This is a genomic window from Steroidobacteraceae bacterium (assembly GCA_041395505.1).
Taxonomy (GTDB): domain Bacteria; phylum Pseudomonadota; class Gammaproteobacteria; order Steroidobacterales; family Steroidobacteraceae; genus JAWLAG01.
In genome coordinates, this window is sequence record JAWLAG010000001.1 from 222,597 (window position 1) to 244,346 (window position 21,750).

Here is a 21,750-nt window from a genome sequence, read left to right on the forward strand (position 1 = left end):
TAGGAGACCGACTGCGATGAAACAAAGATTCAAGGCACTGCGGATTCATCTCGAGAACAAGCGCATCGTCGCGCGCATGGAGGACATCGCGCTCGATGACCTGGCCGCTGGCGATGTCGTCATCCGGGTGCAGTACTCGGACATCAACTACAAGGACGCGCTCGCTGCCACGGGCGCCGGCCGCATCCTGCGCAAGTATCCGCTGGTAGGCGGCATCGATCTCGCCGGTGTCGTCGAATCCTCCATTGATGCGCGCTTCACGGCGGGCGATGCGGTGCTGGTGACCGGCTGCGAGCTGTCGCAGACACATGACGGCGGCTATGCGGAATATGCGCGCGTGCCCGGCGACTGGGTCATTGCCATGCCCGCGACACTCGACACCCGCAGCGCAATGGGACTGGGAACGGCGGGTTTCACGGCGGCCCTCGCGATTCATCGCATGGAGCACAACGGCCAGAGTCCGGACAAGGGTCCGATCGTCGTGACTGGTGCAACCGGTGGCGTCGGGAGCCTCGCCATCGACATGCTTGCCAGTCGCGGTTATGAGGTCGTGGCGGTCACCGGCAAGTCCGACAGCGTCGCTTATCTCGAGTCGATCGGCGCGCATCGCGTGCTGCTGCGCAAGGACATCGACTATGGCAGCAAGCCGCTCGAGAACGCGCAGTTTGCCGGTGCGATAGACAACGTCGGCGGGCAGACGCTGACCTGGTTGACGCGAACCGTCGATTACTGGGGCAATATCGCCAGCATCGGGCTTGCGGCCAGCGCGGAACTCAACGCCAGCGTCATGCCATTCATCCTGCGCGGCGTGAACCTGCTCGGCATCAACTCCTCGGCGACGAAACGCGAAACGCGCCTGGTGGTCTGGCAGCGCATCGCATCGGACCTGCGGCCCCGCCATCTCGACACGATCGTCAAGCGCTGCATCGAATTTCGCGATTTGCCCGATGCATTCCAGAGCTACATTGACGGTGGTGTCGTCGGGCGGACGATCGTGCATATCGGAGACTGATTCCGGCGATGACGGCGCCGCTCGCTGATCGACTCGACGCCGGGCTCGGCACGATGGGCATCTCGGCGTCGGCTGTCGAGCGCGATGCCCTGCTCGCGCTTGTCCATGAGTTGCTTCGCTGGAACGCCCGCATCAACCTCACGGCAATCCGCGATGCCGGGGAGGTCATCACCCAGCATCTGCTCGACAGCTTGAGCATCCTGCATCTTCTGCAAGGCGGGCGCGTGCTGGACGTCGGCAGTGGCGGCGGATTCCCCGGCTTGCCGCTGGCCGTCATGGCGAGTCAAAGGCAGTTTACCCTCGTCGAAGCGAATGCCCGCAAAGCCGCCTGGCTGCAACATGCCGCGAGTCATCTGCAATTGCGCAACGTCACCGTGCGTTGCGCCCGGATCGAGGGCATGGAGTTTCGCGAACCGCCCCAGGACATCGTCGCGCGCGCCTTCTCCTCGCTCGCGGATCTTGCGAGCGCAGTTACGCACGCAAGTGGCGCCGCGACCCGCATCCTCGCCATGAAAGGGCGCATGCCAAAGGAAGAAATTGCTGCGGTGCCACCTCCATGGCGGGTCGAGACGGTCATACGACTTAACGTTCCAGGGCTCGATGCCGAGCGCCACGCCGTCATCCTGTTGCACTCGGCCGGCACGACTGGCAGTACACTGCCGTCATGAAGAAGGTGCTCGCAATCGCCAACCAGAAAGGCGGTGTCGGCAAGACCACGACGGCGGTCAATCTCGCAGCGTCGCTCGCGGCGACACGCCGTCGCGTCCTGTTGATCGATCTCGATCCGCAGGGCAACGCCACCATGGGCTGCGGCATCGAGAAGAACTCCATCGAGCGCGGTACGGCCAATGTGCTCATGGGCGAGTGCGCTGCGGCGGATGCCATCGTGCCACTCGAACAGTCCGCAATGTCCCTGATGCCGGCAAACCAGGACCTGACCGCCGCCGAAGTGCGCTTGCTGACCATGATCGCCGGGCGCGAAATGAAGCTGCGCCAGGCGCTTGCTCCGGTGCAGGATGCCTACGATGTGATCATGATCGACTGCCCGCCGGCGCTCAACATGCTCACCGTGAACGCGCTCGTCGCCGCGGAGGGCGTGCTGGTGCCGATGCAGTGCGAGTACTACGCGCTGGAAGGATTGACAGCCCTGGTGAGCACCATCGAGCAGATACGCGCGACGGTGAATCCCTCGCTCGAGATCGAGGGGATACTGCGCACCATGTTCGACCCGCGCAACAACCTCGCCAATGAAGTGAGCGCGCAGCTCCTGGCGCACTTTGGCGATCGTGTTTTTCGCACCATCGTGCCGCGCAATGTACGGCTTGCCGAGGCGCCGTCCTTCGGCAAACCGGCATTGCTGCACGACAAGGGTTCGCGCGGCGCGCTGGCCTATCTCGCGCTGGCCGGCGAGATGATCCGCCGCGCCGAGCTGCAGGGCGGGCGAGTCGACACGGGCGGCGATGCCGCTTCTGACGATGGCCGGTCCGGACCGTCGCAATAGTGCAAATTCGCTATCATCGCCGCTCATGAGCCAGAAGAAGACCGGCCTCGGACGTGGGCTCGAATCCCTGCTCTCGCAGGTCGCGCCGACGCGCCCCGCTGCAACAGGCGCAGACAGCGCAGCGGGAGAGCAGCTGCGTCGGCTCCCCGTCGATTTGCTGCAGCGCGGCCGCTATCAGCCGCGCCAGGACATGCGTCAGGAAAGCCTCGAGGAGCTGGCAAGTTCGATCCGCAGCCAGGGTGTGGTGCAGCCTATCGTGGTGCGCCCGCTGCCATCGGCAGCGGGCGGCGAGCGCCGTTACGAGATCATTGCCGGCGAGCGCCGCTGGCGCGCGGCGCAGATCGCGGGTCTCGCGGAAATCCCGGCTGTGGTGCGCGAAGTGGCCGACGAGGCGGCCATCGCCATGGCGCTCATCGAGAATATCCAGCGCGAGAACCTCAATCCCCTCGAGGAGGCGCGGGCGCTTGCTCGGCTGATCGAGGAGTTCGGTGCCACCCACCAGCAGGCAGCCGATCTGGTCGGCCGCTCGCGCGCCGCCGTCAGCAACCTGCTGCGTCTGCTCGAGCTAGCGCCGGACGTCGCCACGCTGGTCGAGGAGCGCAAGCTCGAGATGGGACATGCCCGCGCCCTGCTGGCTCTCGCCCAGGCTCGCCAGCAGACGGAAATCGCCCACTTCGTTGCGAAAAAAGGCCTTTCGGTACGAGAAACAGAGGCCCTGGTGCGGCGTATCCAGGCGCCGAAACCGGGCGCGGCCGCGCCGCGGGAGCCGGGCCGTGATCCCAACGTCCGCCGGCTCGAGGAAGATCTGGCCGACAAGCTCGGCGCCCGCGTGGCGATCCAGCACCAGGCAAGCGGCAAGGGCAAGGTCGTGGTGAGCTACAACTCGCTCGATGAGCTCGACGGCATCCTCGCGCACATCCAGTAAACGAGAACGCCTCCCATGGGCCGCGCCAGCCGTCCCGGTAGGCGATGATCGTCGAGTTTCGGTCTGCACGCCGTCCGGCAGCAAATTCAAAGACCCACCTGCGAAAACGCCGTAAACCCTTCCCTGGGGGCTCCGGGCGCGCCGTCCATGGCGCGCACGGTTTCGCAGGTGGGTCTTTGAATTTGCTGCTGGACGACTGGCGAGTCTTGGCCTCGCGATCATTGCCTACCGGCGGCTCACCCCATATAATGCGGCGCCTTCGAATTCCGCGCCCTGTAAGTGGCTGTGGGATAAGGTAAAAGCGGAGCCACTTGCCGCCGGAAGGCTGCAAACGACAAGTGGCTTTTTTGTTGCCCGACAGCAACCAGAGGTACAGCGTGTTTGCGGTGGATCTACCCCGTGCACGCCGATTCGCGTTTGCCATCGTGGCGGCGCAGGCGGCGGTCAGCATTGTGGTCGCCGTCATTGCGGGTCTCGTGTCGGGTGGCAATGCAGCGCTTTCTGCGCTTTGCGGAGGCGCGATCAGCACGCTGGCAAGCCTGGTGATGGCTGTCGTGGCGTTCTGGCGCGGCTCGACGGTAGATGCGGCGCGTATCGCGCGGCTGTTCTATCTTGGCGAAGTCGCGAAGATCGCGGTGGCGATCGCGCTGTTCGTGGTCGTACTGAAGCTGTTCAAGGTCAACCTGTTGGCCCTGTTCGCAGCCTACGTCGCGACGTTTTTTGTTTACTGGCTCGCGCTGGCGAACCTGCTGCCGTCATTCGGCGGCAGGGCAATCTCCTCCGGCAGCCGATGACGGGCAATCAGGCAAGCGGAATCAGGGCGGAATAAAAGCGATCATGTCGAGCAGCGCGGAAACCCCATCGGCCACCGAATACATCGTCCATCACCTGACCAACCTGCGCGGCGGCGAGGGCTTCTGGGCGATTCACTACGACAGCCTTTTCTTCTCGATATTGCTGGCGGTCCTCTTCGGCGGATCGTTCTACCTCGCGGCCCGCGGCGCTACCGCCGGCCTGCCTGGCAAGTTCCAGAACTTCGTCGAGCTGATCGTCGAATTCGTCGACGCACAGGTGAAGGACACTTTCCACGGCACGAACAAGCTCATCGCGCCGCTTGCACTCACGATCTTCTGCTGGGTGTTCCTGTTCAATTTCATGGATCTGATGCCGGTTGATCTGCTGCCAGGTGTCGCGCACGGCATCGGCCTCGAGCACCTGAAAGTCGTGCCGAGTACGGATCTCAACATCACCTTCGGCTTGTCACTGACCGTATTCGCGCTGGTCATCTACTACAGCATCAAGGTCAAGGGCTTGGGTGGTTTTGCCAGCGAACTGCTGTTTCACCCCTTCGGCAAATGGCTGATGCCCTTCAATCTTCTGCTCAATCTCATCGAGCATCTGGCGCGGCCCGTGTCGCTCGCGCTGCGTCTGTTCGGCAACCTGTACGCGGGCGAGATGATCTTCCTGCTGATCGCGTTGCTGACGCTGTCATTCGGTTTTGGTGCGCTCGGCAGTTTTGGCGGATTACTCGCGACCGTCGGGCAATTGCTGCTGGGGCTCGTGTGGGCGATCTTTCACATCCTGGTGATCATGCTGCAAGCGTTCATCTTCATGATGCTCACGATCGTCTATCTAAGCATGGCGCACGAACACCATTGAGCATTCGCAGGCACAGAATTTTTCGAATTTTTCAGGAGGTCAAATGGAAAACATTGCACACATTCAGGCGATGACTGTTCTCGCCGTGGGCATCATCTTCGGCATGGGCGCGCTCGGTACCGCAATCGGTTTCGGTCTGCTCGGCGGCAAGTTCCTGGAAGGCGCTGCGCGTCAGCCTGAGCTCACGCCGGCGCTGCAGGTCAAGATGTTCATCGTCGCGGGTCTGCTCGACGCGGTCGCCATGATCGGCATCGGCTTCGCGCTGTTCTTCACGTTCGCCAATCCGTTCCTCGGCGCCATCCAACAGTAACTGGCGTGGCCGCTGCAACCGCCATGGCGATTGCAGCGCAACGTCGGAGGAGACGAACGTGAATCTGAATCTCACGCTCATCCTGCAGATGCTGGTGTTCGCCATCCTGGTGTGGTTCACGATGAAATTCGTGTGGCCCATCATCCTGGGCGCGATGGACGAGCGGTCGAAGTCGATCGCATCCGGAATCGCTGCCGGCGAGAAAGGTCGGCAGGAGCTGGCGCAGGCCGAGTCGAAGGCCGAAGAGGTAATACGTGCTGCCCGGGAGCGCGCCCGCCAGATCGAGGAGCAGGCCTCGCGCCGCTCCAACGAGACCATCGAGGCGGCCAAGCAGGCGGCGACTTCCGAAGGCGCCCGTATCCTGTCTTCGGCGCGCGATGAAGCGGCCACCGAAACCACGCGCGCTCGCGATGCATTGCGCCGCGAGGTCGGCGGCCTGGTGGTCGCAGGCGCGGCGCAGCTGCTGCAGCGAGAGGTCGACGCCAAGTCCCATGCCGACTTGATCGATCGGCTCGCGGCCGATATCGCGCGCGGAAGCTGAGACATGGCTGAGAACGCCACTATCGCAAGACCCTATGCGCGAGCGGCATTCGCAAGCGCCGTCGCCGGCAACGCTCTGGCCTCCTGGAGCGATGCCTTGCAGGCGGCGAGCCTTGCGGTGCGCGATCCGCGCGTGGCCGGGCTCATCGGCAATCCACGCGTAGCGAGCAGCGATCTCGTGGCACTGCTTGGCGAGACCGGGCATGCCGGTTCCGACACCGGCATCATGAACTTCCTGCGACTGCTCGCTGAGAACGGGCGACTGGCGCTCCTGCCGAATATTGCGGAGCAGTTTCATGCCATGCGTGCCCTGCACGAGAACACGGCCGATGTCGAAGTCGTTTCGGCGATGGAGCTTAGCGCTGCGCAGACGCAGGCGCTGTCGGCTGCGCTCGCCAAACGCCTCGGCAAGACCATTCGCCTGCATCCGCGCATCGATCAGTCATTGATTGGCGGTGCGCTCGTGCGCGCGGGCGATTTCGTCGTCGACGGTTCGCTGCGCGGCCGCCTGGCGCAATTGACCCAAGAATTATCCAACTAGTAATCCGAATCTGTGGTGAGGACTTGCAATGTCCATCAAGGCATCTGAAATAAGCGAAATCATCCGGCAACGCATCGACAAATTCGATGCGGCTTCCGAGGCGCGCAACGTCGGCACTGTGGTGTCGGTAACCGACGGCATCTGCCGCGTGCACGGCCTCGCCGATGTTCGTTACGGCGAAATGGTCGAGTTCCCGGGCGGGTTGTTCGGCCTTGCGCTCAACCTCGAGCAGGATTCGGTCGGCGCCATCGTGCTCGGCGACTACAAGAGCATCCGCGAAGGCGACACCGTCAAGACGACGGGCCGCATTCTCGAAGTGCCGGTGGGCCGCGAGCTGCTCGGCCGCGTGGTCGATGCGCTCGGCAATCCGATCGACGGCAAGGGTCCGTTGAACGCCAAGGCGACGGCACCGATCGAGCGCGTGGCGCCGGGCGTCATCTATCGCCAGTCGGTCGGTCAGCCGGTGCAGACCGGCTACAAGGCCGTCGATTCCATGGTGCCGATCGGCCGCGGCCAGCGCGAGCTGATCATCGGTGACCGGCAGACCGGCAAGACGGCACTCGCCATCGACACCATCATCAACCAGAAGGATTCCGGCGTTAAGTGCATCTACGTCGCGATCGGCCAGAAACAGAGCTCGATCGCGAACGTCGTGCGAAAGCTCGAAGAGCATGGCGCCATGGCGCACACCATCATCGTGGCCGCCTCGGCGTCGGTGCCGGCGCCGATGCAATACATCGCCGCCTACTCGGGTTGCACCATGGGCGAGTTCTTCATGGACTGCGGCGAAGATGCACTCATCATCTACGACGATCTGACCAAACAGGCCTGGGCCTATCGGCAGATCTCGCTATTGCTGCGCCGACCGCCCGGCCGCGAAGCCTATCCCGGCGACGTCTTCTACCTGCACTCTCGTCTGCTCGAGCGCTCGGCCCGCGTCAACCCGGAGTACGTCGAGAAGGCCACCAACGGCAAGGTCAAGGGCAAGACCGGCTCGCTCACCGGCCTGCCGATCATCGAGACCCAGGCGGGCGACGTCACGGCCTTCGTGCCGACCAACGTCATCTCGATTACCGACGGCCAGATCTTCCTCGAGACGGACCTTTTCAACGCCGGCATCCGCCCGGCGATGAACGCCGGCATTTCGGTGTCGCGCGTGGGCGGCGCGGCCCAGACCGACATCATCAAGAAGCTGGGCGGCGGCATCCGCCTCGCGCTCGCGCAGTTCCGCGAGCTCGCCGCCTTCTCACAGTTTGCCTCCGACCTCGACGAAGCGACCCGGCGCCAGCTCGAGCGCGGCCAACGTGTCACCGAGCTCATGAAACAGAAGCAGTACGCGCCCATGTCGGTAGCGCAGATGGCGCTGTCGATCTACGCGGTCAACAACGGCCACATGGACAAGGTGCCGCGCAACAAGATCGTGGACTTCGAAGCGGCCATGCAGGGCTTTGCGGCCTCAAAGCACAAGGCGGCACTCGATGCGATCAACGCCAACCCGAAGCTCACGCCTGAGAACGAGAAGTCACTCAAGACCATCATTGAAGACTTCCTTGCGACCGGGACGTACTAATTGATGCGCCAAGCGAAGCTATCCTGGGCAAGTGTTGCGCGGATGCGCGGGCCTAGCGCCGAAGGCGCCTGGCCGTCGCTCCACGTGATTCGCTTTGGGCCAGGCGCCTTCGACGCTCTCCCGCGCGTCGATGCCCTTGGCCAGCTCGCTTCGCTGGGCAGGAGATAGTCGTGCCGGGTACCAAAGAGATTCGGACAAAGATTGCCAGCGTCAAGAGTACGCAGAAGATTACCAAGGCGATGGAGATGGTCGCGGCGAGCAAGATGCGTCGCGCGCAGGATCGCATGCGGCTGGCGCGGCCTTTTGCCGACAAGATCCGTGCGGTCATCGGGCATCTCAACGAGGCGAACCCGGATTACAAGCATCCGTTCCTGATCGAGCGTGAGCCGAAGCATGTCGGCATCATCGTCATCTCGACCGACCGCGGCCTCTGCGGCGCGCTCAATGCCAACAACTTCAAGCAGGCACTGTATGCCGTGCGTGAGTGGCAGGGTAAAGGCGCGCAGGTTTCGCTTTGCCTGATCGGCTCGAAGGCAACCCAGTTCTTCCGCCGGCTCAACCTCCCCATCATGGCGAACATTTCCGGCCTCGGCGACAAGCCGCACGTCAAGGACCTGATCGGCACGGTCAAGGTGATGCTCGATGCCTACCGCGACGGCAAGATCGACCGGCTGTTCCTGGTGCACGCCGAATTCATCAACACCATGAGCCAGAAGGCGCACTTCGCGCAACTCCTGCCCGTCGTCACGGTCGATGCGGGCGAATTGCAATCGCATTGGGATTACATCTACGAGCCGGACGCCGCCGAAATCCTCGATGGCGTCCTGATGCGCTATGTCGAGTCGCAGGTCTATCGCGGCGCGGTCGAGAACGTCGGCTGCGAAATGGCGGCACGCATGGTCGCGATGAAGAGCGCCTCGGACAATGCCGGGAAACTCATCGACGAGCTCGAGCTCGTCTACAACAAGGCGCGCCAGGCGGCGATCACCAAGGAACTTTCAGAAATCGTCGGCGGCGCAGCCGCCGTTTAACGGATACACGAGAGCAGGGTCAAGATATGGCAACGGGCAAAATCACACAGATCATCGGTGCGGTCATCGACGTGGAGTTTCCGCGCGAAGGAATTCCGAGGATTTACGAAGCCTTGAAGGTCAGCGAGGCGGATCTGACGCTCGAAGTGCAGCAGCAGCTCGGCGATGGCGTCGTTCGTACCATCGCGATGGGACCGTCGGAAGGCCTCAAGCGCGGGCTTGCCGTTTCATCCACCGGCGATCCGATCATGGTACCTGTGGGGCGCGGCACCCTCGGCCGCATCATGGACGTGCTCGGCGTGCCGCAGGACAACGTCGGACCCGTTGTCACCAAGGACAAGCTCCCCATCCATCGCAAGGCGCCGGCTTATGACGAGCAGGCGGGCGGCAGTGATCTGCTGGTCACCGGCATCAAGGTCATCGACCTGCTGGTCCCCTTCGCCAAGGGCGGCAAGGTCGGTCTGTTCGGCGGCGCCGGCGTCGGCAAGACGGTCAACATGCTCGAGCTCATCAACAACATCGCCAAGCAGTACAGCGGCTTGTCCGTGTTCGCGGGCGTTGGTGAACGTACCCGCGAGGGCAACGACTTCTATCACGAGATGATGGAATCGGGCGTCATCGACAAAAACGACTTGAGCAACTCCAAGGTGGCCATGGTCTATGGCCAGATGAACGAGCCGCCGGGCAACCGCCTGCGCGTCGCGCTCACGGGCCTCACGATGGCCGAGTATTTCCGCGATGAAGTACGCGAGGATGGCGGCAAGGGCCGCGACGTGCTGCTGTTCATCGACAACATCTATCGTTACACGCTCGCGGGCACGGAAGTCTCGGCTTTGCTCGGCCGCATGCCCTCGGCGGTGGGCTACCAGCCGACACTCGCGGAGGAAATGGGCGTGCTGCAGGAGCGCATCACATCCACGAAGACCGGCTCGATCACCTCGATCCAGGCGGTGTACGTGCCGGCGGACGATCTCACCGACCCGTCGCCTGCAACGACCTTCGCCCACCTCGACGCGACCGTCGTGCTGTCCCGCCAGATCGCAGCGCTCGGCATCTACCCAGCGGTCGATCCGCTCGATTCCACGAGCCGCCAGCTCGACCCGCTGGTCGTCGGCGAGGAGCACTACAACACCGCCCGCGGCGTGCAGGCCGTGCTGCAGCGCTACAAGGAGCTGCAGGACATCATTGCGATCCTCGGCATGGACGAGCTGTCGGAAGAAGACAAACAGACCGTGTTCCGGGCCCGCAAGATCCAGCGCTTCCTGTCCCAGCCGTTCAACGTCGCGAAGGTGTTCACCGGCCAGGACGGCAAGATCGTGTCGCTCAAGGACACCATACGCGGCTTCAAGGGCATCATTGCCGGCGATTACGATCACCTGCCCGAGCAGGCGTTCTACATGGTCGGGAGCATCGACGAAGCGGTCGAGAAAGCCAAGACGCTGCAGTAACAGGCAGCATCCAGTAGCAGCGGGGTTTCAATCGTGGCCGACAGCACCATACACGTCGATATCGTCAGCGCCGAAGGGGAAATCTTCTCGGGCGAGGCGAGCATGGTGTTCGTGCCCGCCTCCCAGGGCGAGGTCGGCATCGCGCCGCGCCATGCGCCGCTCCTGTCGCTGATCAAGGCGGGCGAAGTACGCGTGCAGACGCCTGACGGGGCCGAGCAGCACTTCTTCGTCGGTGGCGGGGCGCTCGAGGTCCAGCCGCGCAAGGTCACGGTACTCGCCGACACGGCGCTTCGCGCCAAGGACCTCGACGAGGCTGCGGCGCTTGCCGCCAAGCAGCGTGCCGAGGAAGCACTCAAGGGCCATATCGACAAGGTCGAACAAGCCGAGGCGCTCGCCGAACTCGCCCGCGCCGCCGAGCAACTGAAGCTCATCCAGAAGTTGCGCAAGATTCGCGGCTAGTCGTTGCGGTCGGCCGCATGCTCGGCCCGCATCCGCCTGCGACGACACACCCGCACATGCGCAGTCGCAACGGCGTTTTCGTTGGTTTCCCGACTTGCCGTCTTTCGTCGTTGCGCCGCAGTTGCTCGCGCGCCGAACATTTGCAGGTCCATTCGTGATGATGAAGGTGCCCGGCCCAAAGCGAATATCGTGGAGCGACGGCCGGGCACCTTCATCATCACGAATGGGCGAGCAACAGCGCACGCGCGAGCAATCGCTCAGAGGAACACATCGCCGCCATTGGGACTGATGCACTGCCCCTGGTAATGTCGCCCGGCCTCGCTCGCAAGGAAAACATAGCTCGGCACGATGTCGGAAACCTCTGCAATGCGCCCGAGCGGAATTGCCGCGCGTATCTGCTCCATGATCTCCTCGGGTACATCGGCCAACATTCTCGTCCGGGTCGCGCCGGGCGCCACGCAATTGACATTGACGCCGCGATTGCCGATCTCGAGCGCGAGGGATCGAGTAAACGCAATGATGGCGCCCTTGGCCGCCGTGTAGTGCGCAAAGCCCGCGGCACCCTTGTAGGCAAGCTGCGATGCGGTGTTGATGATGCGCCCGAAGCCACGCGCATAGAGAAGGGGCAGCACTTTGCGCGTCACCAGGAACATCCCGCGCAAATGCACCGCAATGACACGATCCCATTGCTCGATCGCCATTTCCTGCACGGGTGCGGCGTTGGCGATGCCGGCGTTGTTGACCAGGATGTCGACGCCGCCGAAGTGCTCGCGCGCGGCCTCGACCAGCCGTGCCGCGGCTGCCTCGTTGCTGACATCTGCTTCGACGGCCTGCGCCTCGCCGCCGCCCGCGCGGATCTGATCGACGGCATCGTGAGCGGCTTGCCGCTCGCCTGCGTCGGGATAGTTGACGATGACCCGCGCGCCTTCCGCCGCGAAGGCGATGGCGACGCCCCGGCCGATGCCAGCGCTGCTGCCGGTCACGATCGCGATCCTGGATTTCAACAGCATGCGCTGAGACTAGCGCAGCCGGCCGTGCGCTGCACGCGCGCTGTTCAGATTGTCCGCGTGATCAATCCGCGGCTGATTGCGAACGTCCAGCCGAGACCCGCGGCCACCAGCGCGATGATCAACGGGAGTGCGAGATCGGCAGGCGCCACACGGGCAGCCGGGAACAACACGCCGCCGAGTTCGCTCCACAGCTGTGGCCAGGCGCGCGCCAGGGCAAACCCGACGGCCGCACCGCCGAGGAAATCAAGCGCACGTTCGCTGCCAATGCTGCGCCACTCCTCGAGCCACTCGGTCCGCAAGCGCTCGAAGTTCCGATCTGCCGCTTCGCGTGCCGCGGCCACGGTCTCGGCGCTGTTGCGCACGCGAGTGCGTTCGGCGCGTAGCGCCAATTGCAGACGTTCGCGTGCGCCCGATTGCGGCTGCGGCGCGGGCAACAGACGCTGCAATACGGCGTCCAGGGCGATTTCGTCATGCATATCGGTCATGTCGGTTCACTCCGGGAAGTGGCAATGCTGTCGGGCAGAGCTCGGGCGAGACTCTGGCGGCCACGATGCAAAAGTGTCTTCACCGTTCCCGAGGGCATCGCGAGCATTGCCGCAACCTCATCCACGGAACGATCCTGCCAATAATAGAGCTGCAGCACCTGGCGCTGCCGCTCTGGCAAGGCCGCGACGGCTTGCTGCACGAGCCGCTCGTCAACCGCCGACGGGGCCGGCTCGCCTGCCAGCAGTGCGCTGTCATCGAGGCCATCGATCGCAACATTGCGATGGCGGTTGCGATGTGCGGGCCGGCGTGCCGCCGAAAAGCAGGTGTTGCGCACGATGGCATAAATCCAGGTCGACAGGGCGGCGCGGCCATCAAACCTTGGCAGGCCACGCCAGATATTGATGAAACTCTCCTGCGCCGCATCCTCGGCCAGCTGCCTGTCACCGAGCAGGCTGCAGCAAAGTTGCAGCACCCGCCGCTCATAGCGTTCAAATACATGGTCGATCGCCCGGTCCGCGCCACCCGCGGCGAGCAGCAGTCGTACCGCCTGATCATCGTCCTGTGGTTCGGGTGGAGCCTGGCGCTCGGACATATTCACAACAGCATGACGCACAATGACCATTGGACGCGGCAGATTCTCGCCCGGTTTCAGCTCGTACGCTGAAACCGCCGCGGCCCGGGCCGCGTATAAATGGCAGCAGCGGGCATTTGCACCCGCGTACGGAGAGACGACTGTGGGCGAGGACGAACTGGCAATAATGATTCCCATCATCGCGGTGACGCTGTCGCTCGGCATCCCGATCATTGCGATCATCACCGACTACAAGCGCCGCCGCGTGATGCTCGAGGGCATGCACAAGGAACGCCTGGCCGCGATCGAACGCGGGGTCGATGTGCCGCCCATGCCGCCCGAGCTGCTCTCGAGTGTCATGGTGAGGCGTGAAGTCACCCCAGTGGGGTACCTGTTCCGTGCGATGGTGTGGGCTGCGATCGGCTTGACCCTGCTCCTGCCGCTTGCCGACCTGATCGGCGGCCAACGCGTCGCGGCCGTGGGCTGGATGCCACTCGGAATCGGCTTTGCCTATCTGGTGCGGGCCATCATCGAGCACCGCAGCGGCCCGCGCAGGCCGCGCGACGGCGGAAGCACTTGACGCACCGCTGAACGGCTACAATGGCGACCTCTGTGCCGGATGCGCCGAGGTCGCTGGTGAAGCTTTCTATCGTCGTGCTTGCCGCAGGTCAGGGCAAGCGTATGCGCTCGGACCTGCCCAAGGTCCTGCAGCCCCTGGCGGGTCGCCCGCTGTTGCACCACGTGCTCGATACCGCACGGCAATTGCAGCCCACGCAGCTGCTGGTGGTCTTTGGCCATGGCGGCGAACAGGTCCGCGCGGCCACCGTGGGCAGCGATATCAGCTGGGTGCTGCAAGCCGAGCAGAAAGGTACGGGCCATGCGCTGGCGCAGGCCATGCCGCAGATCCCGAAGGACCATCATGTGCTGGTACTCTACGGCGACGTGCCATTGCTTCAGCTGGCGACACTCGAGGCCCTGCTCGGGAAAGCCGGCGCGGGTGGGCTGTCCTTGCTAACCGTCCTGCTTGCCGATCCCACCGGCTATGGCCGCATCGTGCGCGACAAGCGCCGGCAACTGCGCCGCATCGTGGAAGAAAAAGACGCGAGCACTGCACAACGGCGCATACGCGAAGGCAACACTGGCGTGCTGGCAGGGCCCGCGCGGCGCCTCAACGGCTGGCTCGGTAAACTGCGCAACAACAATGCCCAGGGCGAGTACTACCTGACCGATGTCATTGCCATGGCCGTCAAGGAACGCGTCAAGGTGGCGACTCTCCTTGCGGCGAGCGAAACCGAAGTGCTCGGCGTCAATGACAAGCTGCAACTCGCGCACTTGGAGGCGGCCTACCGGGCGAGGCGCAGCGCAGATCTCATGCGCGATGGTGTCACGCTGATCGATCCGCTGCGCTTCGACGTGCGAGGGAGCCTCGATTGCGGCCGCGACGTGCAGATCGATGTCAACGTCGTGTGCGAAGGTAAGGTCGTGCTCGGCGATCGCGTGCGGATCGGGCCCAATTGCGTGCTACGCAATGCGACCATAGGCGCCGATACCGTTTTGCACGCCAATTGCGTACTCGATGGCGCCGAAATCGGCGCGCATTGCGAGATCGGTCCCTTTGCGCGGCTGCGGCCAGGAGCCACCATGCGCGATCGCGCGCATGTGGGGAATTTCGTGGAGATGAAAAAAACCCTGCTGGGCGAAGGCAGCAAGGCGAACCACCTGACCTATCTCGGTGACGCCGTGATAGGCGCCCGGGTCAACGTCGGGGCCGGTACCATCACCTGCAACTATGACGGCGTCAACAAGTGGCGTACCGAGATCGGTGATGGCGCTTTCATAGGTTCTGGCAGCATGCTGGTCGCACCGGTCAAGATCGGCGCCGGCGCAACCATCGGAGCGGGATCGACCATCACCAAGGACGCACCCGAGGGGCAGCTGACCATCGAGCGCTCGAAGCAACTCAGCATTTCGTCCTGGAAACGGCCCAGCAAGAAACCAGGCTGATTCGCGCGGAAAATCACAGGCTTGCCTCACCTGCTCCGTGGTGTCATACGATTGTCATGCAACTGTCGTGAGATCTTAATCCTTCGGCAATAGGCTTCTCCCCAGCGACTTGCCGCGACCGTCAAAACGGGTTCGCCGCAGCGTTCAATAAAACTTCAACAGAGGGATGACGCCATGCAGTTTCGTCAGGGTTTGATTTTGGCCGCGATCGCCGCTGGTATCGGCGGTTGCGGCGGTGGAGATGTCAATCTGAACATTTCCACTGCTGACAATTCGGTCGACAACAGCACCACGACCACCGGGTCGAGCAACAATCCGTGTGCTTTCTATACCGATCCCGCGAGTAACACCGAGCGTCGTGGCTCGTTCGACGGAACCAACTGCACCTATCCATCATCCTTCGTCGGCGCGACCAACCCGCTTACGGTTGACCTGACGATACCGTTCATATCCGGCGTGCACATTTTCCAGGACAGTCTCTTCGTCGGCCAGAACGTGACCAGCGGCGCCGCCCCGGCAAGCGGAACCGGCCCCACACTCACCATCGAAGCGGGCAACAAGCTCGCCTTCAGCAACGCGGGCGATTACCTGCTGGTCAACCGCGGTTCGCGCATCATCGCCGATGGCTCGCCCACGGCGCCGATCACCTTCACCGGGTTTACCGACGTCGTCACCAGGACCGCGGGCCCGGAGGATGTGCAGCTGTGGGGCGGCGTGGTTCTGAACGGCAACGGAATCACCAACAATTGCACCGATTCCGAGCGCACCAGCAACCAATGCCATGTCGTGTCGGAGGGCAAGCCGTCGAACTATGGTGGCAATGACAACGGCGATGATTCGGGCATTTTGCGCTATGTCATCATCAAGCACGCCGGCTTCGAGGTGGCGCCGGGCGATGAGCTCAATGGCCTGACGCTGAACGCCGTTGGTTCGGGCACCACCATCGAGAACATCGAGATCTACAGTGCCTACGACGATGGCGTCGAGTTCTTCGGCGGCGCGGCCAACGTGACCAATCTCATCGCGCTCTATGCGCGTGACGACTCCATCGACTTCTCCGACGGCTACGTCGGCCGTGTCGATCACGCGCTGGTCATTCACTCCGCCACCAACGGCAATCGCTGCATTGAGGGCGACAACATCGGCGCGGGCCGAAGCGACGCGGGCCAGGCAATGGATCTGACGCCGCAAAGCAATCCCACCATCACCAACCTGACATGCATCACGTCGAATTTCGATGCGGGTACGCACGGTGACTCGGAAGGTCCTTTGCTGCGCCAGGGCGCATTGGCCCAGATCGCGGACAGCATCGTGTATGGCGGTTACGGCACCAGCAAGCTCGGCTACAACTCCAACGAATGCCTGGAGATTGAGTCGGACGTGTCGCTCGCAGCCGCACAGGCAGGCGATAGCACTTTTACCAACAGCATCATTGCCTGCTCGGAGGCGACCAAGGGCAGCTTGCCGAACGGCGATACGGTCGGCCAATGGGTGACCGATTCCGCGACCTACACCAACAATACGGGCAACACGATCATCACCGATGCGGCGAATGCGAACGTGAGTCTGCTCGAGCCGGGCACCTTCTACACGGCGACGACGCTGACCGATGCGGCCGGCGCCGCGATCACGGTCGCTCCAGTCAGTGGTCAGCTCGGCGCGGTGACGCGTGCGAACGACTGGACGGCGGGCTGGGCATTCGGCCTGCGCGCCGGCAATCGCGCCGAACCGCTGTGGTTCGAGTAAGCGTCGCCAACGGGGGGATTGCATCATGAAAACCAGAATCGCGATGCCGCTGGTGGCGACACCAGCGGTGCGCCGCCCGCTTGCGCTTGCTATCGCAGCACTGATCTGTGTGCCGGCGCATGCCCAGGAGGCAGACGCCGCCAAGGAAAGCAACAGCGAAGAAAAGGGATCGTTGCAGGAAGTTGTGATCGAAGCGCGCCTCAAATCGGCGGCGACCGATGTCGTGCAGGAGCGCATTGACCAGGTCGTGGCCGCGGATTTTCTTGCGGCCGAGCAGATCAGCCGCGTTGGTGACAGCACGGTGTCGCTGGCGTTGCGCCGCCTGCCGGGCGTTACGCTCGTGACCGACCAATATATCTATGTACGCGGTTTGGGCGAGCGCTATTCCAGCACCACGCTGAATGGCGCCTATGTTCCATCGCCCGACCTTACGCGAAACGTGATTCCGCTCGATCTTTTTCCCGCGCAGATCATCGAGTCGCTCGCCGTGCAGAAAGGCTACACCCCAGAGCAGCCTGCGGCCTTCGGCGGCGGCAACGTCGACATTCGCACCAGGGGTATTCCCGAGCAGTTCACCCTGGGCGTCCAGATTGGTTCCGCCTACGATTCCGAGCACTCGCGCGATCGCATCGTCTATCCAGGCGGCGGCGATGACGCGCTCGGCACGGACGATGGTACCCGCGCTTTGGCCGCCGGACTGCGCAGCGCCATCGATACCTATCAGGGCGATATCAGTCCGAACGGCATTTTCCGCGCACTGCAGCGCGACGGACAATTTCACACATTCGCCGAGGCCGAGGCTATCAATCGCCAGTTGGCCACCGGCCTCAACCGCAACATCGATTTCGAGTCGAAGTCGAGTAATCCCGACCTGTCCCTGGAAGCCGTACTCGGCAACAAGTGGGATCTCGGATCGAGCGGCGACTGGCGATTCGGGTTCCTGGGTCTTGGGGACTACAAGAATGGCTGGCGCAATCGCGATCGCGTCAATCGCTCGGTCGCCAATCCCGATACCGATGTCGTGAATGTCGAACGTTCGACCAATCAGGTGGCGCTTACGGGTTCGCTCAACCTCGGTCTCGAGTTCACACGCGAGCACAAACTCATCGCGACCGGCCTTTACCTGCGAAATACCGAGGACGAAGCGTCGCTCGTAACCGGCAACAATTTCAATTTTCAGCGCGATTCGGGCGATCAGTTTCGAAACTACAAGATTCGCTACGAGGAACGTGACCTTCGCCTGTATCAGCTGCGCGGATCGCATGAGCTGGGCGAAGATACACTCGCCTTGATCGGCAACCCGGGCTGGTTGTCGTTCGCGCGTGACATGCAGCTCGACTGGTACTACTCGAAGGCGCGGGCGCGAACCGACATCCCGAACGAGATCAACGTCTCGGCGGCGGACAAGGTCGATTCGCAAAGCGGCGCGTTGCTGAGCACCGGACTTCGCTCATCGGCGAGCGCGGCGGATTTTCGCTTCACCAACTTGCTCGACGACGTTGAGAGCTATGGCTGGAGTCTGCATCGTCCGTTCGAGATCGGCGAATCATTCATCGCAAAGATCAGCGGCGGCTGGGACTATTACCGCAAGGGCCGCAGCTATGTCCAGACCCAGTTCGGTCTCGGGACCACGAGTTCTGCTGCCACGGGCGCGCTCATCGGCGCGCCGGGTGACGTTCTTGCCGATAGTGCGATAACCGATCCTGCCAACGGCTATGTACTGTCACTCGGCGGCATAGGTACGGAAAGTTACCTTGCAGGCGAAATCATCGATGCCTACCACCTGAGTTTCGACACCACCTGGCGCGACACCTGGCGGCTCGCTGGTGGTGTGCGCTGGGAAGGATTCAAGCAGGCATCCGTCCCGGTCGATCCCTATCAGTATGACCCCGCGGTCGGCAAAGTGCCCGTACCGCAGGACCAGCTGAGCAACCTGGTGCGCGCCGAGGATGGCTACTACCCGGCGCTCGCGCTCACCTACATGCGGCCCGGGTTCATGGACGCGCGGGATTTTCAGCTGCGCTTCGGCGTCAGCCAGACGACGGCTCGTCCCGACCTGCGTGAGGTTTCCGGCGCGACCTATATCGATCCGCTGACCGAGGCGCGGGTGCGTGGCAACCCACTGTTGATCACATCGGAGCTTCTCAATCTCGATTTGCGAGCCGAGTGGTTTTTTGCGGGCGGCGACAACTTCACGGTTTCGGCGTTCTACAAGGACATCAAGAATCCGATCGAGACCATAGAAGGCGCCGGGACCGACGACAATATCTCGCTGACCTTCATCAATGCCGAATCCGCCGAACTGTATGGACTGGAGCTCGAGTGGCTCAAGGATCTTGCCTTCATGGAAGATCACCTCGGCCGGTGGATCGACGGTTTCTTCCTCGCCGGCAATCTCACCTACAGCGACTCCAGGCTGCGAATTGGTCAACAGGCACTCAATCTCACCAACCAGACCCGTCGACTGACCCAGCACTCGCCGCTCGTGCTCAATTTTCAGGTCGGCTACGATGCCCCTGGCGGACGCCATAGCGCGACACTCGTCTACAACATGGCGGACAAACGTGTGTTCTTCGCGGGTCGAAATGGCGCGCCGGATGCCTACGAGCGGCCATTCAATTCGCTCGACGTCGTCTATACGTTCTACGCTACCGACAATCTGAGCGCGAAGTTCCGGGTGCAGAACATGCTGGACGAGGCTTTCGAGATCACCCAGGGTGGTGTCACCGTGCTCGAACAGCAGCGCGGCCGGACGCTGAAGGTGGACGTAAGCTACAAGTTCTAGGCTGCCGTCGCGGCGGTCGCCGGTCGCTCCCCGTCGTGCTGCGCCGAACCAAACCCCCCGGTGGGTCGGCGCGGCGCGGCCGGGGCGCGGCTCATTGCGTAAGGGCGGCGCGCAGCTGCATGGCGAGCGCCTCGAGTTGCCCCGGGTCCGCCATTTGCGTTGCGTGACGCGCCATGGCTTCGCCAGCGCGGCGCGGTACGACGTGGAAATGTACGTGCGGTACCGATTGCCCCGCTGCGCTGCCATTGAACTGCATGATCGTCACGCCATCGGCGGCGAAGGCCGCGCGGGCGGCGATGGCAATGCGCTGGGTCATGCGCATGCAGTCGGCCGCGCTCCCGGGTGAGAGATCGAACAAGGTGACCGCAGCTTCCTTGCTGATGATGAGGCTGTGCCCGCGGCTCTGCGGCATGATGTCCATAATCACCAGCGTCGCGTCATCCTCACAGACCTTCACGCATGGCAGTTCGCCGCGAAGGATCCGCGCGAAAATATTGTCCTGGTCATATGGCGCAATCGCATTCATGGTTCGATCATCCGCTCATCCCACACGGCATAAGTATAGACGCCGGCCATCGCGGTGCGCCGCCCCTTGCGGCTTTTCGCCGTAGTGCGCGTGACGCGCCCTTCCAGCCAGTCGTCGATGCTTTCGAGAAATATCTGCGCCTGCCGTTTGCTGAAGCGGTTGAATGCGTCCAGCTCCGTCGCTGGCAGGTCGCGTACCGCTGCGTGCCGCGCGAGCAACCGCTCGCCAGGAGACTTGCGCAGGTTTCTATGCATGGTCTGCAGGCAATGCCATAGCGCATCGGCGTGCAGGGCAAGACGTGCCGGATCGCTGCCTTTCAGGTGCAGATTACGCTGCCGCGGTCGATAGAGGCCTTTGCCCGCAGGCGCGAGCAGCCGCCATTTGCCGATTCGTGGCAGCACCGCCGCCGCGGCCCGCCCACCGACCGCTGCGCGCAACAGTGCCTCGATACTCGGCGCCGTTCCCCTGAGCGGGATGGCACGGGGCCTCGCATGGTCATCGAGATAACGCCGATCACGATGCCAGCGTGACAGGGCACTCGAGAGAGCATAGATCTCGATCTTCTCGGCTGCGCCGCCGCGCTTGCGCCCCGCACGGTTCACCCGCAATGCCGACGTGACCCATCGCTCGAGCTGCTTGGCGTCGAGGCCTGAGTCGAGCAGGTACCTGATGAATTGAAAGACGGCACGTTCCGCCGGATGGGTGCCGACGTTCTTGGTAATCGTTGTCGTGGATTTCATGCGGATTTTCGTTTGCCGTTGGTGCGCCTGCGATCCGTGCGCGGAATGATCATGAGTGCGACATCCATGCCGTTGGCCGATGGCCGTTTGCGCCCTTCGGCAACGACGGCGGTATCGGCCAGGGACTCGAGAGCGGCGTCAAAGGTCTGCGCAGCACGGTTGCGAAGCCACGCCGCCTCGATTTCGCTGCCGGCAGCGAGGTGTATCGATCGCCAATGTATTGCCTGTTGGCCGGCGCGCACCAGCTGGCTCGCGAGACGCATGGTCTGGCGCAGCGACTGGTCGCGGGCCCGGCTGCGGCGGCGTGGTGCCGGCAACAGATCGACGCGTTCGCCGTCCTGGCGAGCCGCTTCGAGGCGCAGGAGTTCCCTGATGATGACGCGCGGCGGCACGTCGCCGGCGTAGCGGCGCACCAACAGCGCAAATTCGTTACCGCGACCGCGCCAGCGCAAACTGCGAGGACGCCCGGCAGCGCCCCGAAACTGCGGATCGCTGCGCCAACCGGCCTCGACCCGCAGCGCGCGTTGGTATACCGGCGGCTGTCCTCCCGCCGCTCCGCGTGCGAGGCTTCGCACTTCGGCGCGCGTCAATCCGGTGAGCGCGGCGACATGCGACAGATTGACCCGACCGTTCCGTAACCGCGACAGCTCGGCAGCAGCGTCGACGAATGCAACCTTGAGCATGTCGGCGGCGTCGAGCGGCGTGATGCCACGTTCGACCCACAGCCGGGCCAGAGGCCGGAACAGTTCGACGAGCGAGGCCCTTGCTTCGGCCAGTCCCGCGGGCGGCGCATCGGCCGGCGCGATTCGTGGCTTTCTCGGGCTCATGACAGGATTCCCGGTATCATGAAGTGGATTCACGTTGCGGCGGCGGGAGCCGGCTGTCA

At 63.4% G+C, this 21,750-nt stretch carries 23 protein-coding genes; 17 read left to right on the forward strand and 6 right to left on the reverse strand.

Annotation, left to right across the window (positions count from 1 at the left end; translation table 11 throughout):
• The first annotated feature begins 16 nt into the window (after positions 1–16).
• The 13 genes from R3E77_01005 to R3E77_01065 all read left to right on the forward strand — a co-directional run bounded on the left by R3E77_01005 (position 17) and on the right by R3E77_01065 (position 10,996).
• Positions 17–1,012 carry an oxidoreductase gene (locus tag R3E77_01005; protein ID MEZ5497984.1) on the forward strand — a complete coding sequence of 332 codons (996 nt, stop codon included), beginning with the start codon at positions 17–19 and terminating at the stop codon, positions 1,010–1,012.
• 8 nt (positions 1,013–1,020) lie between these two features.
• Positions 1,021–1,680, forward strand: a complete 660-nt coding sequence (gene rsmG / locus R3E77_01010; protein MEZ5497985.1) for a 16S rRNA (guanine(527)-N(7))-methyltransferase RsmG — start codon at positions 1,021–1,023, stop codon at positions 1,678–1,680.
• The gene (locus R3E77_01015; GenBank protein MEZ5497986.1) at positions 1,677–2,513 is read left to right on the forward strand and encodes an AAA family ATPase; all 837 of its coding nucleotides are present in this window, start codon (positions 1,677–1,679) and stop codon (positions 2,511–2,513) included. Before rsmG ends, R3E77_01015 begins: the two co-directional genes overlap by 4 nt.
• Before the next feature lie 25 nt (positions 2,514–2,538).
• Entirely contained in the window at positions 2,539–3,438 is a 900-nt protein-coding gene (locus R3E77_01020) for a ParB/RepB/Spo0J family partition protein (protein ID MEZ5497987.1), read from the forward strand.
• 338 nt (positions 3,439–3,776) lie between these two features.
• Positions 3,777–4,232, forward strand: coding sequence for an ATP synthase subunit I (locus R3E77_01025; protein ID MEZ5497988.1), 456 nt, complete (start codon positions 3,777–3,779; stop codon positions 4,230–4,232).
• Between the two features lie 43 nt (positions 4,233–4,275).
• Positions 4,276–5,097 (forward strand): F0F1 ATP synthase subunit A, encoded by an 822-nt coding sequence (gene atpB / locus R3E77_01030; GenBank protein ID MEZ5497989.1) that lies wholly within the window; start codon positions 4,276–4,278, stop codon positions 5,095–5,097.
• Positions 5,098–5,140: 43 nt separating this feature from the next.
• A complete protein-coding gene (gene atpE / locus R3E77_01035) occupies positions 5,141–5,407 on the forward strand; it encodes a F0F1 ATP synthase subunit C (GenBank protein MEZ5497990.1) in 267 nt (88 codons plus the stop codon).
• A gap of 58 nt (positions 5,408–5,465) precedes the next feature.
• A complete protein-coding gene (locus tag R3E77_01040) occupies positions 5,466–5,948 on the forward strand; it encodes a F0F1 ATP synthase subunit B (protein MEZ5497991.1) in 483 nt (160 codons plus the stop codon).
• A 3-nt stretch (positions 5,949–5,951) separates the two neighbouring features.
• Positions 5,952–6,488, forward strand: coding sequence for a F0F1 ATP synthase subunit delta (locus tag R3E77_01045; GenBank protein ID MEZ5497992.1), 537 nt, complete (start codon positions 5,952–5,954; stop codon positions 6,486–6,488).
• Between the two features lie 28 nt (positions 6,489–6,516).
• Positions 6,517–8,058 (forward strand): F0F1 ATP synthase subunit alpha, encoded by a 1,542-nt coding sequence (atpA, locus tag R3E77_01050; GenBank protein ID MEZ5497993.1) that lies wholly within the window; start codon positions 6,517–6,519, stop codon positions 8,056–8,058.
• Between the two features lie 170 nt (positions 8,059–8,228).
• Positions 8,229–9,089, forward strand: a complete 861-nt coding sequence (atpG, locus tag R3E77_01055) for a F0F1 ATP synthase subunit gamma (GenBank protein MEZ5497994.1) — start codon at positions 8,229–8,231, stop codon at positions 9,087–9,089.
• 26 nt (positions 9,090–9,115) lie between these two features.
• Positions 9,116–10,537 (forward strand): F0F1 ATP synthase subunit beta, encoded by a 1,422-nt coding sequence (gene atpD / locus R3E77_01060; protein MEZ5497995.1) that lies wholly within the window; start codon positions 9,116–9,118, stop codon positions 10,535–10,537.
• Positions 10,538–10,570: 33 nt separating this feature from the next.
• Positions 10,571–10,996 carry a F0F1 ATP synthase subunit epsilon gene (locus R3E77_01065; GenBank protein MEZ5497996.1) on the forward strand — a complete coding sequence of 142 codons (426 nt, stop codon included), beginning with the start codon at positions 10,571–10,573 and terminating at the stop codon, positions 10,994–10,996.
• Between the two features lie 257 nt (positions 10,997–11,253).
• On the opposite strand, the gene R3E77_01070 is transcribed toward R3E77_01065, so the two are convergent.
• The 3 genes from R3E77_01070 to R3E77_01080 are packed head-to-tail and all read right to left on the reverse strand — an operon-like array spanning position 11,254 to position 13,084.
• Complete coding sequence (locus tag R3E77_01070; GenBank protein ID MEZ5497997.1) at positions 11,254–12,006, reverse strand: 3-oxoacyl-ACP reductase family protein; 753 nt, start codon at positions 12,004–12,006, stop codon at positions 11,254–11,256.
• Between the two features lie 44 nt (positions 12,007–12,050).
• Entirely contained in the window at positions 12,051–12,491 is a 441-nt protein-coding gene (locus R3E77_01075) for a hypothetical protein (protein ID MEZ5497998.1), read from the reverse strand.
• The gene (locus tag R3E77_01080; protein ID MEZ5497999.1) at positions 12,488–13,084 is read right to left on the reverse strand and encodes an RNA polymerase sigma factor; all 597 of its coding nucleotides are present in this window, start codon (positions 13,082–13,084) and stop codon (positions 12,488–12,490) included. Before R3E77_01080 ends, R3E77_01075 begins: the two co-directional genes overlap by 4 nt.
• A gap of 142 nt (positions 13,085–13,226) precedes the next feature.
• Here R3E77_01080 and R3E77_01085 point away from each other — a divergent pair, with 142 nt between their 5' ends.
• The 4 genes from R3E77_01085 (at position 13,227) to R3E77_01100 (ending at position 19,598) form a co-directional block, all read left to right on the forward strand.
• Positions 13,227–13,643 carry a hypothetical protein gene (locus R3E77_01085; GenBank protein ID MEZ5498000.1) on the forward strand — a complete coding sequence of 139 codons (417 nt, stop codon included), beginning with the start codon at positions 13,227–13,229 and terminating at the stop codon, positions 13,641–13,643.
• Positions 13,644–13,699: 56 nt separating this feature from the next.
• A complete protein-coding gene (glmU, locus tag R3E77_01090; GenBank protein MEZ5498001.1) occupies positions 13,700–15,067 on the forward strand; it encodes a bifunctional UDP-N-acetylglucosamine diphosphorylase/glucosamine-1-phosphate N-acetyltransferase GlmU in 1,368 nt (455 codons plus the stop codon).
• A 174-nt stretch (positions 15,068–15,241) separates the two neighbouring features.
• A complete protein-coding gene (locus R3E77_01095; protein ID MEZ5498002.1) occupies positions 15,242–16,813 on the forward strand; it encodes a hypothetical protein in 1,572 nt (523 codons plus the stop codon).
• A 25-nt stretch (positions 16,814–16,838) separates the two neighbouring features.
• Positions 16,839–19,598 (forward strand): TonB-dependent receptor plug domain-containing protein, encoded by a 2,760-nt coding sequence (locus R3E77_01100; protein ID MEZ5498003.1) that lies wholly within the window; start codon positions 16,839–16,841, stop codon positions 19,596–19,598.
• Between the two features lie 91 nt (positions 19,599–19,689).
• Here the strand turns inward: R3E77_01100 and R3E77_01105 are convergent, their stop codons facing one another.
• Genes R3E77_01105 through R3E77_01115 form a run of 3 tightly spaced genes read right to left on the reverse strand, consistent with a single transcriptional unit; the run spans position 19,690 to position 21,691 of the window.
• Entirely contained in the window at positions 19,690–20,124 is a 435-nt protein-coding gene (locus R3E77_01105; GenBank protein ID MEZ5498004.1) for an HIT domain-containing protein, read from the reverse strand.
• A complete protein-coding gene (locus R3E77_01110; GenBank protein ID MEZ5498005.1) occupies positions 20,121–20,864 on the reverse strand; it encodes a DUF6502 family protein in 744 nt (247 codons plus the stop codon). The genes R3E77_01105 and R3E77_01110 overlap by 4 nt, the downstream gene beginning before the upstream one ends.
• On the reverse strand, positions 20,861–21,691 hold the full coding sequence (locus R3E77_01115; GenBank protein ID MEZ5498006.1) for a DUF6502 family protein: 831 nt from the start codon (positions 21,689–21,691) through the stop codon (positions 20,861–20,863). The genes R3E77_01110 and R3E77_01115 overlap by 4 nt, the downstream gene beginning before the upstream one ends.
• Positions 21,692–21,750: the final 59 nt, after the last annotated feature.

Bases quoted from the DNA above. Each gene is read 5' to 3' on its own strand.
- R3E77_01005 (MEZ5497984.1), top strand. From the start codon at position 17: ATGAAACAAAGATTCAAGGCACTGCGGATTCATCTCGAGAACAAGCGC.
- rsmG (MEZ5497985.1), top strand. From the start codon at position 1,021: ATGACGGCGCCGCTCGCTGATCGACTCGACGCCGGGCTCGGCACGATG.
- R3E77_01015 (MEZ5497986.1), top strand. From the start codon at position 1,677: ATGAAGAAGGTGCTCGCAATCGCCAACCAGAAAGGCGGTGTCGGCAAG.
- R3E77_01020 (MEZ5497987.1), top strand. From the start codon at position 2,539: ATGAGCCAGAAGAAGACCGGCCTCGGACGTGGGCTCGAATCCCTGCTC.
- atpB (MEZ5497989.1), top strand. From the start codon at position 4,276: ATGTCGAGCAGCGCGGAAACCCCATCGGCCACCGAATACATCGTCCAT.
- atpE (MEZ5497990.1), top strand. From the start codon at position 5,141: ATGGAAAACATTGCACACATTCAGGCGATGACTGTTCTCGCCGTGGGC.
- R3E77_01045 (MEZ5497992.1), top strand. From the start codon at position 5,952: ATGGCTGAGAACGCCACTATCGCAAGACCCTATGCGCGAGCGGCATTC.
- atpA (MEZ5497993.1), top strand. From the start codon at position 6,517: ATGTCCATCAAGGCATCTGAAATAAGCGAAATCATCCGGCAACGCATC.
- atpD (MEZ5497995.1), top strand. From the start codon at position 9,116: ATGGCAACGGGCAAAATCACACAGATCATCGGTGCGGTCATCGACGTG.
- R3E77_01070 (MEZ5497997.1), bottom strand. From the start codon at position 12,006: ATGCTGTTGAAATCCAGGATCGCGATCGTGACCGGCAGCAGCGCTGGC.
- R3E77_01075 (MEZ5497998.1), bottom strand. From the start codon at position 12,491: ATGACCGATATGCATGACGAAATCGCCCTGGACGCCGTATTGCAGCGT.
- R3E77_01080 (MEZ5497999.1), bottom strand. From the start codon at position 13,084: ATGTCCGAGCGCCAGGCTCCACCCGAACCACAGGACGATGATCAGGCG.
- R3E77_01095 (MEZ5498002.1), top strand. From the start codon at position 15,242: ATGCAGTTTCGTCAGGGTTTGATTTTGGCCGCGATCGCCGCTGGTATC.
- R3E77_01100 (MEZ5498003.1), top strand. From the start codon at position 16,839: ATGAAAACCAGAATCGCGATGCCGCTGGTGGCGACACCAGCGGTGCGC.
- R3E77_01105 (MEZ5498004.1), bottom strand. From the start codon at position 20,124: ATGAATGCGATTGCGCCATATGACCAGGACAATATTTTCGCGCGGATC.
- R3E77_01110 (MEZ5498005.1), bottom strand. From the start codon at position 20,864: ATGAAATCCACGACAACGATTACCAAGAACGTCGGCACCCATCCGGCG.
- R3E77_01115 (MEZ5498006.1), bottom strand. From the start codon at position 21,691: ATGAGCCCGAGAAAGCCACGAATCGCGCCGGCCGATGCGCCGCCCGCG.